The sequence below is a fragment of the Pseudomonas sp. H3_E04 genome (assembly GCF_054668915.1).
This window is the reverse complement of record NZ_CP162797.1, coordinates 1,359,004-1,370,212: the sequence shown is the minus strand read 5'-3', so window position 1 is coordinate 1,370,212 and position 11,209 is coordinate 1,359,004. Positions and strand designations below refer to the sequence as shown.

Here is an 11,209-nt window from a genome sequence, read left to right as displayed (position 1 = left end):
GAGAGCGCAACAAAACCTTTCCCGATCTGGCTCTGAAAAGGAGTAATCGCATGTACAACTCGCAACTACCATCGGACGGTAGCCAGACGCCACAGAGCGTTTCCATGAGTTCGCACACCGGCAATTTCACCCAGCGCGGCGAGCGTCCGGGCAATGAGCGTATCCGGGTTCTGCTGAAGAGTTTCGGCCTGCGCACCAGCCTGATTCGCTTGAAGGTCATCGACGCCCTGCTGGTGGCGGCGCAGAGCGATCGTCGCCTGGGCGTGCGAGGCGTGCATAGCCAGTTGCTCGACCTGGACGTGCCGTTGTCGTTTCTCAGCGTGCGCGAAGTACTTAAACGCTTGTGCGCCGAAGGCGTGATCACCTTCAACGCCGACAAGAGCTACAGCCTGCACCCGCAGGCTGCGGCGGTCCTCAATCACGATTGAGGACCCGGGTGCTCGCCGTCAGGGTTTGACCTTGCGGCGCATCACTCCGTTGATTACCACCACCACGACCGCCACGCCGATTGCCACGTACTGGAAAGTCTTCTCGGTGATCATGCCGGCGTTTTGCAGCCAGGACAGGCCCAGCATGATCGCCAATACGGACAGAGCGATCAGAATCGAGTAAATCAAGCGTTGCTTCTGGGTCATTGCGGTTTCCTGAAACGTTGGAATGTATACGCTTGCCGGATTTCGGTCTTGCCGGGATAAGCGGGGCCTCATGTTACCGCCACTGAAGGTTTTTCGCTGCATGGCCGGCCAACCCTGAGTTTCGGGCCGCTCTGCCGATTTGCTGCCGACAATGCCCGCACCGTCGCGGGCATTGTTGTTTCTGCGTGAGTGGCAGCCAGGTAAACATGTTTGCCACTGCGCCAAACGTTTAAACATTCCGTAAGTTTTTGAAATCTGCTGACGCAGCAAACGCCTAGGTGCTCCGTGCGTCTGCGCCTAGGCTCTGCGAACTTCCTACAACTCATAAACAGGGATGTTCATGCAGAGAACACTGATAAACATCGGCCCCAGACAGGTAGCAGGTTTCTGCCTGGCGTTGACCGCTTTCGAACTCCTCACCTACATGGCCAGCGACGTGATCATGCCAGCGATGCTCGACGTCACGAGCGAGCTCGAGGCGCACGCACGGCATGTTCCCAATGCCTTCAATCTCTATCTATTGGGTGGCGTCTGCCTGCAATGGCTACTGGGCCCCTTGTCCGATCAATTCGGGCGAAGGCCACTGTTATTGATCGGCAGCGCGCTCTTCGGCGTGTCGTGTGCGGCAGCCTTTTTCATTGGCAATATCGAAGTTTTCAACCTGTTGCGTCTGGTGCAGGGCATGGGGCTGGGGTTCGTTGTCGCGGTCAGCTATCCGGCATTGCAGGAGGTCTTCTGCGAAGCCGACGCGGTCAGACTTATGGCACTGCTCGGCAATGTTGCGTTGTTATCGCCTCTGCTCGGGCCGCTACTGGGAATCCTCTTGCTGGAATGGCTGAGCTGGCGGGAAATCTTTCTACTGCTTGGTCTTGCATCGGCGCTGGTCTGGCTCGGCCTGTTGTTGTGGATGCCGGAAACCGTCGGGGTCGAGCGCCGTGATGGTCAATGCACTCGCGCAGTGTCCTTCTCCTGGCGCCTGACTTCTCGGCGCTACGCAACGCTGTTCAGCAATCCACGTTTCCTCTGCGCCAGTCTGGCGCTAGGCCTGATGAGTCTGCCGTTGATCGCCTGGATCGGCCTGGCGCCGTTGTTGCTGGTGCGGGTTCTGCAGCTGCCGCCGCTGGAATATGGCCTGTGGCAGATTCCGGTGTTCACGGCGGTGATCGCCGGCAATCTGGTTCTCGACCGCTTGCTCAAGACCCGCTCGTTGCCGCAATTGATTCAACTGGCGCTTTGGCCCTTCTGTCTGGGCCTGCTGCTGCTGATCGTATGCGCATTGTTCGGGGCCGGACCTGGACCCGTGGTGGCTAGCCTTGCGTTGTACGCCATAGGGTTGGGCATGAGCAATGCGGCGGTGTATCGCCTAGCGCTGTTTTCCAGTGATGACAGCAAAGGTCTGGTATCGGCGCTGACCGGCATGCTCTCGATTGCCGTCATGGGGCTCGGCGGTTCGCTGATTGCTGCCATCGGTGGCGGCAGCCGTCTCGAGTATTTCGCTCTCTGGGCCGGACTCGGCGGACTGATGTGCCTGCCTTTGATCTACCGGCTCCTGCAAACCCCCACGCCGGATGTGGCCTCGCCTCAATAAGGAACAAGATGACTCATTTACCCTATGCCGACGCGTTGTGCGCGTTGCCGCAACCCTATTGCCTGAATTCCGCCCCGGCCGATCTGTTCGATCGGGCGATGGCTGAGATCAGCCGCTTTCACTGCGATCACACGCCGGGTTACCGCCATTGGCTCAACGCCCATGGATTGTCGCCGCAAGACCTCGACAGTCTCGATGACTGGTCACGACTGCCGCCGATTTTTGCCAGTTTCTTCAAGCAGCACCTGCTCCTCAGCAGCACTGGCACGGACGCCCTCGAACTGACTTCATCAGGCACCAGCGGACAGAAAAGCCGGATGCGTTACGACGAGCGCAGCCTGGCGCGGGCGCAATTCATGGTCGCGCAGATCTTCCGCCATTACGCTTGGGACACTCCGGATACGCCATGCAACTACCTGCTGCTGAGCTACGAACCCGAAGGCCGCATTACGCTCGGCACTTCGTTCACCGACCAGTTTCTGTGTCGGTTCGCCCCGACCAGCCGGGTGGTCTATGCCTTGCGCAACACCGGTAGCGGCCATCAGTTCGACGTGTTCGGGGTGATCGCCGCGTTGCAGTCATTCGCTGCAGAGGGATTGCCGGTGCGGATCTTCGGTTTCCCGGCGTTTTTGTGGCAGACCCTGCAACGCATGCAGGACACCGGTGTGCAAGATCTGCAAATGCCGGCCGGTTCGCTGGCCTTTTTTGGCGGAGGCTGGAAAACCCAGGCCGCGCAGGAAATCCCCAAACAGCAGCTCTACACCCACATCCACCGCCAGCTGGGCATCGAACCCGGCCGCTGCCGCGATGGTTACGGCGCCGTCGAGCACGCCGTGCCTTACATCGAATGCGCCCATCACCGCTTTCACGTGCCGGTGTATGCGCGGGTATTGATCCGCAACCCGGCGGAATTTTCCCTGCTCCCCTACGGCCAACAAGGCCTGCTCGGCTTCGTTTCGCCCTATATCACCTCCAGCCCCGCCCATGCCGTGGTCATGAGCGACCTGGCCACGCTGCACCCGGGCGCAAGCTGCGGCTGCGGATTGACCACCGACTGGTTTGAGCTGCAAGGCCGCGCCGGGACCACGGCGGGCAGAAGCTGTGCCATGGCCGCCGCCGAATTACTGGGAAATCACTGACATGTATCTGATCAATGGACAATTGCACGACATTTACAGCCTCGACCAAGCGCTGCAAGACCTGCAACAGGCGCTGCCGCACCGGTTGTCGACGGCACTCGAAAGCGGCACGGTCATCCAGGCCGCGAGGTGTTTTGTCCAGCAGCTGCGTAGCGCCCACACCGATTTGCCACTCGACAACGAACAACGGCAAGCCTTGATCGATTTCTGCCAACCCCAAGCGCTGAGGCACAAACGCCAGCGTGAACTTGGTACCGATGCCGATTCTCTGCGCCGAATCGACTATCGCCAGCCCCGCTTCGAAGCCTGGCGCCCGCTCGGGCTGGTGGTGCACATCACCCCCGCCAATGCGCCGCTGCTGGCGTTCTGTGCGGTGGTCGAAAGTCTGCTGGCCGGCAACGTCAACTGGTTGCGCCCCAGCCGCAGCGATCGAGGCCTGACGGCGCGACTGCTGAGCGCATTGGTGGCGTGCGATGCCAACGGGCAACTGGCTGGTTATGTAGCGGTGATTCCAGCCGACACCAGCCAGATTGGCCAACTGTGCAAGCACGCCAACGGTGTCGCGGCGTGGGGTGGCGAAGCGGCTCTGCAAGCCATCCGGCAGCAACTGGCGCCGGGTTGTCGCTGGATCGACTGGGGACATCGCATCAGCTTTGTGTATCTCTGTGCGGAAACTGCCACGCCCGAGGCGCTCGACGCTGTCGCCGACGAAGTCTGCAAACTGGATCAGCAAGCCTGCTCCAGCCCGCAATGGCTGCTGGTGGACAGCGATGATCCGCAGGTTTTACACGATATCGGTGAACGCTTGGCGCAAGCGCTGAAGCGCCGCGCCGCACAATGGCCGGCACTGGTGCCGACGCTCCAGGAAGCTTCACAAATTACCACGCATACGCAGATGGCCCGCCTCGGCCAGAGTTTTGCCGGAGACACCGGCCAAGTCTGGAACGGCTCAGGCTGGCGAGTGATCTGGCGCCATGATCGGCAACTCACACCTTCGCCGCTGTTTCGCAGCGTACTGCTGCACCCGGTGCCACAGGCCCTGCTCACCGCCACCCTGCTGCCATGGCGTAACGTGCTGCAAAGCTGTGCTTTGGTGTGCGCAGAATCGCGCATTGTCGAGCTGACCCATGCACTGATCGGCGCCGGGCTCACACGTATCGCACCGATCGGCAGCCTTCACGACGGTTACGAAGGCGAACCCCATGACGGCGTCTACGCGCTGCAACGTTTGAGTCGCCGGGTATCGGCGAGTCTGGCGGCGACGCAACTGCCGAATCAAGCCTCTCTCGATACAGCGTCATCACCAGCGAAGCCGTGCGCTGCGATCATGGACAAAGCGGCTTTCGTCGCCCAGCCCGTCAACGATCAGGCGCAGTTGTTTTTTCGTTCCGGAGGCAGCAGCGGCATCCCGGCGCTGGCCGGCTACAGCTATCGCGACTTTGATCGGCAGATGCGTGCAACCGCAGACGGCCTGTTCGCCGCCGGCCTTGATCCGGCGCGGGATCGGGTCATGAACCTGTTTTTCTGCGGCGGGCTGTACGGTGGTTTTCTCAGCTTCGGCAAAGCGCTGGAATTGCTCGAAGTGACGCACCTGCCCATGGCCGCGCCTGCTGATAACGACTATAGGGAAATTGCCCGATTGATCATCGATCAGCGGGTCAACGTGCTGGTCGGCATGCCCGCCACGCTGCATCGCCTGTTCCTCAACGAGCAGGAGCATTTGCGTGCTTATGGAGGGGTGGAAAAAGTCTTCCTTGGTGGCGAGCACCTGAGCGAACAGAACCGTGAATTGCTGCGCAGTTGTGGCGTCTCGACGATCCGCTCGGCGATTTACGGCAGCGTCGATGCCGGCCCGCTTGGCCATGCCTGCCAGGTTTCAGCGGACGGAGTTTTCCATTTGATGAGCGATATCCAGCAACTGGAAATCGTTGCGCTGGATGAAGATGTCACGGTTGTAGACGACCAGGTGGGTCGGCTGCTGGTGACTTCGCTTGCCCGTGAAGGTGGCCAGCGCGTGCAGCGTTACGAGATCGGCGACACCGGGCGCTGGTTGCCGGGTGCCTGCGCCTGCGGACTGCAGTCGCCACGCTTTGAACTGCTGCAACGCCACGGCACGCTGCTGCGTATCGGCACCGACTTCATCTCGGCAAGCGAGCTTTCGACAAGGCTGCAGGTGCCATTTCAGTTGCACCTGGACCACACCGCCGAGGGCATCGAGCACCTGCAGGTGCACTGCGAACTTGCAACTGACGTGGTTCAAGCCCGGCTCGCCGATTATCCGACCCTGATGACCGTCATCGACAGCGGATTGCTGGTCATGCAGGCCCAACAATGCTCGCCCGCAGATTTCATTCAAAACAAACACAGCGGCAAGACGCCACTGGTCATTGACTCGCGCCGCTGACGTTTGAGCGCAAGTCAGATCATTCAGGAAGAACACCTTGTGAAAATAACTCAACCGATTCGCGAACTGATGAGTTTTGCCCGTCAGCATTCACGCTACTACAAGAACTGTCTCGCTGATGTTCCCGAGGCAATGAACTCACTGACCGAACTGCCTCTGCTTGATCCAGCGAGTTTCTGGATTGGCAGCGAGCGCCTCGAGCAATGGCCGGTACTGACCGCGCCGATCGGCTCGGCGGTGGTTTTCAAGACCGGCGGAACCACCGGCGGCGGCAGGCTCTCGGTCTACACCCGTGCCGAATGGCAAGCCACTGTAGCGAATTTCGGTCGCAGTCTGAATCGACAATTCAGCCCGGGCGACCGGGTCGCCAATCTGTTCTTCGCCGGCGACCTCTATGCCAGTTTTTTGTTTATCCACGATTCACTGGCCCATGTTGATACGCCAATCACCGAGTTCCCGTTCAGTGGTGAAGTCGACCCGCCGAAGCTGGCCGATGCCATCGCGCAACACCGGATCAACGTGCTGGCTGGCGTGCCCGCGCAATTATTGACCTTCGCCAGTTGGCTGAGGCAACGCAACCTCGCATTGCCTTTGGTTGATACCGTGCTTTACGGCGGGGAAAGCCTGTTCGCCTCGCAGCGCCAACTCCTTGCGCAAGCGCTGCCCAACGCACGCATCGCCTCCATCGGCTACGCCAGCGTCGACGCTGGATTTATCGGCGCCAGTCATCATGACTGCATGGAAGGTGAACATCGCACGCCTGACGGCCACGTCCTGCTGGAGATCATCGACCAGCACACGGGCAAGCCGATCGAGGCCTGCGATCAAAAAGGCGTGCTCGTATTGACCAACCTTCATCGGCGCTTGATGCCCCTGCTCCGCTATCCCGTGGGAGATCTGGCGTGCTGGCGCGAACCGGTCGGTACGCCGCAACGCAAATTCGCCCTCAAGGGCCGCAGCGGCAACAGCCAGCGCGTGCGCGTCGGCATCCTGTCGCTGATGACGGATGAAATCAGCGAAACCGTAAGGAGCACTGCTGGCAGCGACGACTGGCAATTGTTGATTGAACAGGCCGATGGCACCGATGTATTGACGTTGAAATATGCAGTCGATGAGCGATCAACACACATCGATAAGAACCTTGAGGCCCGCTTGATCGAACGCTACCCGCAGATCACCCAACTGCGAGGCGCTGGATTACTGCAGGTACGCATCCAGAGCTGCCGCTTCGAGGATCTCGCGCGCCATCCTCGCGCCGGCAAAAGCCTGCGGATCGTCGATTTACGCTGCTATGACCAACATGACAGGGAGGTGCGTGATGGAAGCGTTGATCCTGCGCAATTACCGTGAGAGCGACGCCGCCGCCGTCAGCGAACTGTTTCGCCAGGTTTACGGCGACCATTACGTACAAAGTGACGTGTACCTGCCGTGCCTGATCAGTCAGAACCATGCAGAAAAACGCTGGCACTCATTGGTAGCGGTCGAGGGAGAACGGATTCGTGGTCATGCCACCTTGTACAGGCAAAGCAAGGCATCGCACGACGCTGAACTGGCTTTGAGTGCCGTTCATCCTGACACCCGTGGGCAGAACATCGCCACGCGCCTGGGCGAGCAATTGCTGACTCACGCACAGGCATTGGGTTGTCGCAGCGTTTCGATCAAGCAGGTCACCCACCACCCTTACACCCAACGCATGGCGATCAGCCTCGGGTTCCATAACACCGGACTGCTACCGGACTATGTCCGCTCGCCTTTTGGCTGCAAAAAGCCGGAGTCGATCGTTTTGGGCGTTCGCGCGATCGATGGCTATCGGCGGCCGTTGCCCGAGCAGGACTGGCCAGCCAGTTGTCGGCCCTTGATGGAGCGTCTGACAAGCGTGTTCGGCATTGGAACCAGTGCGGGACGCTGGCGTGGGGCCTCGGTTCAGGTTGAACAACACGGCGATCGCCATGAAATGCTTCTGGAGAAACTCGATCCGGAACTGCTGAACCAATTGCGCACGCTGCCCGGGCATTGGCTGATTTCGATTCGCCTGCAACTGTCGGGACAATTTGCAGTGGATCTGCACAGTCTCGACGCCATTGGTTTTGTCTTCACCGGTCTAGCGCCGGCGCCAGACAATCAGGGCGGCTGGCTGGCGTTGTTCCATCGCGGTTTCCGCCCGCGCAGACTGGCCTTGCATTGCCCGTACATGCAAGACCTGCAGGCTCGGACGCAACGGCAAATCGCGCGCCGTGATCTGCAGACGCTTTGATCGGCTACCCGTAATAAAGCATAAGCCCGCTCGCTGAGGCGCGGACTTATGCCTTGGCTTTGAGGCCCTGGTCTGACGGCACAGCGGCATTGCCTTCGCCGTAAGTCTTGAGGTTTTGCAGGACGTAAATGGCTTTCTTGAATTCGGGAATCAGGCTTTTGCCGTAGTAGTTGCCATTGAGACTGTTGGTCTGGATGGCATCGAGCTGCGTGGCAAAATATTCCAGCGCGTTGAACTTCGCCTCCGGGTCTTTCTGCACACCGAAGCGGTCGAACTTGTCGCCGGCATTGAGCAAGGTGATCGAGGTGATTTCAGAAATCAGCCCACGCCCGCGCAGAAACTCGCTGAGGTTGCCCAATTGCTTGACGGAAACGTTGGCCGGGTCGAAGCCCTTGATCTGCTTGCGCAGCCCCTGCTTATCCATCTCGGCGACGTTCAGCGCGTTCGGATCGTTGCCGACCAGCGTGAGCATCTGCTGCACCTTGACGCTCTGCGAAACCTGTTTCTTCGCGCCGGTATCACGGACCATTACGCCCGCCTTGCTTTCCCAGGCGCCGGTATAACCGATCGTCATGCGAGGATTCCTTGTGCCATGAGCATGAAATGTCCTTGTTCCAACAAACTGAATGGGCGCAAGTATCGGCCGCCTCGTTTGATCGCACCAACCTTTTTGTGCGCTTTTTTACAACTTTCGTACATTCACGATACAAAGCGCATCCCCTGCAAACATTGCGCTAGAGCCGTCATCACCATGTAACGAAGGCGCCTGTCGCGCAGTAACGGTCGCGAACGTATCAATTGCGATACCAACCGGTCATCGCCAGCCGTTTCTTTCGGCACGCCAGTACCTAAAGCTTCGGCCCGAAACGACGATACGCTGTGATACCCGCCCTGTTTTATTCCCGCCCTCAAACAAAAACGCCGCTCAAGGATCAGTTCATGCCCGCACTGCGCACTATTCAGGCTCGCTACACGCTGTTTCTGGTTCTGTTTATCCTGCTGTTGTCAGTGCTGACCGTGGTCGGCATCAGCCAGTTGGTCGCGCCAACCCTGCGCGATACCGAAGAGAAGGTCGTGCTCAACCGCATCGCCGAAGTGGCCGTGCAGATTCAGGGCGAACTGAACAAGGTGCAGGCGCAGCAACGCAGCATCACCCAGACCATTCCACTGCTCGACAGCGCCGCCATCGACGTGGTGCTGCCAGGGCTGGTGGATCAGTACGGCGAACTGAAAGTCTTCGGCGGCGGCATCTGGCCGTTGCCGGGCCAGCGTGAAGCCGGGCGCAACAAGTTCAGCACGTTCTGGCATCGCGACGCCTCGGGTCAGCTCAAGGTCAACACCTTCTGGAACAGCGACGCCGCACCGAACTACTACGACCAGAGCTGGCACAAGGGCGGCATGGCCACTCCGCGCGGCCAGTGCGCGTGGGCCGCTGCCTATAAGGACGACGCCAGTGCCGAGCCGCGCACCAACTGCGCCATGGCGATCTACAAGAACGGTAGCGCCTGGGGCGTGTCGACCATCGACGTGACCCTGGGCTTCTTCAATGACCTGGTGGCCCGCAAGGAAAAAGACCTCAACGCCGAAATGCTCATCGTCGAGGCTGACGGCAAGATCATCAGCAACAGCTCGCGCATCAGCGGCCCGATCGTGCTGAAGAACATCAGCGAACTGGCGGCCAGCTCGACCTTCATCAATCAGATCAAGACAGGCCTGCAGAACCGCGATAAAGCGCAACGTGTCGAGTTCGACAACAACGGTGAAGACGCCACCTTCTTCATGCGCCCTATCGAGGGTACACCGTGGTTCCTCGCCACCGCCCTGCCGACCAAAATGCTCACCGCACAGCGCGACGACGTGCTCAACAGCCTGAGTCTGATCCAGATTCCGCTGGTGATCCTGTTGGTGCTGTTGCAGGTCTACGCGATTCGTAAACTGGTGCTGCGCATGAAAGCGCTGAAGGCCAACATTGATTCGCTGTCCAGCGGTGACGCCGACCTGACCCGCCGCATCACCATTCGCGCCGAAGACGAACTGGGCGCCATCGGTCACTCGGTCAACACCTTCATCGCCTATCTGCAGAACATGATCGGCGAAGTCACCCATGCCACCGGCGCCATGGCTTCGAGCCTCGATAATCTGCAACGCACCTCGGCGCATACCAGCCAGATTCTGCTGCGTCATGCCTCGGAAACCGACCAGACTGTCACCGCGATTACTGAAATGAGCTCCACCGCCGAAAGCGTTGCGCAGAATGCGGCTGAGACCGCAGCGTTCACCCAGCGCGCCAATGAAAACGCCGATCGCTCGCGCGTCGTGGTCGGGGAAGCGACCAACAGCGTGGTCGCGCTGATCGACGAAGTGGCGAGCGCTACACACAAAGTTGAAAACATGCAGCAGGACGCCCAGCGCATCACCGAAATCCTCGGCGTCATCGGCGCGATTGCCGGGCAGACCAACCTGCTCGCCCTTAACGCCGCGATTGAAGCGGCGCGTGCCGGGGAACAGGGGCGCGGCTTTGCGGTGGTGGCGGATGAAGTCCGCGCCCTCGCCGCACGAACCCAGGCCAGCACCTCGGAAATCAACGAGATGTTGACCCGTCTGACCCAAGGCGTGAGTTCGTCGGTCAGCGCCATGGAAAATACCCAGGCCAGTTGCCAGTCCGCAGCTGACGCCACCGCCCGAGTCAACTCGGGGCTCGACGAAATGGCCGGTTCAGTCAGCCACATCAACAGCCTCAGCACCCAGATCGCCACTGCCGCCGAACAGCAAAGCGCGGTGACCGAAGAGATCAACCGCAGCATGGTGCAGATCCGTCACATGGTCGATGAACTGGTGCAAAGCGGCCAGGCCAGCGAGCTGAATACCCGCCAGCTGCTCGAAGCTAACAGCCGCGTGAGCGCGATCATGGGACGCTTCAAGGTCAGTTGACTCTTCACTCCCACACTGGATTGCCTGATGGCAGACAATCCAGTGGGGGAGCGGGCTTGCTCGCGAAGCCGTTGTGTCTGGCAATTGAGTCTTTACTGACGCGCCGCGTTCGCGAACAAGCCCGCTCCCACAGGGATTACTTCGCATGGCATACCTTACTGACAACCTTGTTACCTCTCCCTCATCTCTCAGCCCTCTGCCCGCCCGTCTTGTAGCAACTGGAAACACTCAGTTGATGCCGGGACGGAAAAACCGGTC

The 11,209-nt window shown here is 59.9% G+C and carries 9 protein-coding genes; 7 read left to right on the top strand and 2 right to left on the bottom strand.

Going from position 1 to position 11,209, the window contains the following annotated elements; genetic code table 11:
• Positions 1-50: 50 nt before the first annotated feature.
• Positions 51-428, top strand: a complete 378-nt coding sequence (locus AB4N53_RS06205; RefSeq protein ID WP_415762529.1) for a fe2+ zn2+ uptake regulation protein — start codon at positions 51-53, stop codon at positions 426-428.
• Between the two features lie 18 nt (positions 429-446).
• Here the strand turns inward: AB4N53_RS06205 and AB4N53_RS06200 are convergent, their stop codons facing one another.
• Entirely contained in the window at positions 447-635 is a 189-nt protein-coding gene (locus tag AB4N53_RS06200; RefSeq protein ID WP_016770563.1) for a hypothetical protein, read from the bottom strand.
• Positions 636-975: 340 nt separating this feature from the next.
• Between AB4N53_RS06200 and AB4N53_RS06195 the strand changes: the two genes are divergently transcribed.
• From AB4N53_RS06195 to AB4N53_RS06175, 5 genes are read left to right on the top strand one after another with little or no spacing between them, the layout of a single operon-like run.
• Complete coding sequence (locus AB4N53_RS06195) at positions 976-2,223, top strand: MFS transporter (protein ID WP_460119047.1); 1,248 nt, start codon at positions 976-978, stop codon at positions 2,221-2,223.
• An 8-nt stretch (positions 2,224-2,231) separates the two neighbouring features.
• The gene (locus AB4N53_RS06190; RefSeq protein ID WP_460119045.1) at positions 2,232-3,362 is read left to right on the top strand and encodes a LuxE/PaaK family acyltransferase; all 1,131 of its coding nucleotides are present in this window, start codon (positions 2,232-2,234) and stop codon (positions 3,360-3,362) included.
• A 1-nt stretch (position 3,363) separates the two neighbouring features.
• Positions 3,364-5,766 (top strand): aldehyde dehydrogenase family protein, encoded by a 2,403-nt coding sequence (locus AB4N53_RS06185; RefSeq protein WP_460119043.1) that lies wholly within the window; start codon positions 3,364-3,366, stop codon positions 5,764-5,766.
• A 39-nt stretch (positions 5,767-5,805) separates the two neighbouring features.
• Positions 5,806-7,116 carry a phenylacetate--CoA ligase family protein gene (locus tag AB4N53_RS06180; RefSeq protein ID WP_460119040.1) on the top strand — a complete coding sequence of 437 codons (1,311 nt, stop codon included), beginning with the start codon at positions 5,806-5,808 and terminating at the stop codon, positions 7,114-7,116.
• Positions 7,085-8,020 (top strand): GNAT family N-acetyltransferase, encoded by a 936-nt coding sequence (locus AB4N53_RS06175; RefSeq protein WP_460119038.1) that lies wholly within the window; start codon positions 7,085-7,087, stop codon positions 8,018-8,020. Before AB4N53_RS06180 ends, AB4N53_RS06175 begins: the two co-directional genes overlap by 32 nt.
• Positions 8,021-8,066: 46 nt before the next feature.
• Here the strand turns inward: AB4N53_RS06175 and AB4N53_RS06170 are convergent, their stop codons facing one another.
• Positions 8,067-8,594 carry a hypothetical protein gene (locus AB4N53_RS06170; RefSeq protein WP_460119036.1) on the bottom strand — a complete coding sequence of 176 codons (528 nt, stop codon included), beginning with the start codon at positions 8,592-8,594 and terminating at the stop codon, positions 8,067-8,069.
• Between the two features lie 365 nt (positions 8,595-8,959).
• On the opposite strand from AB4N53_RS06170, the gene AB4N53_RS06165 reads away from it, so the two are divergent.
• Complete coding sequence (locus tag AB4N53_RS06165) at positions 8,960-10,951, top strand: methyl-accepting chemotaxis protein (protein ID WP_460119034.1); 1,992 nt, start codon at positions 8,960-8,962, stop codon at positions 10,949-10,951.
• Positions 10,952-11,209: the final 258 nt, after the last annotated feature.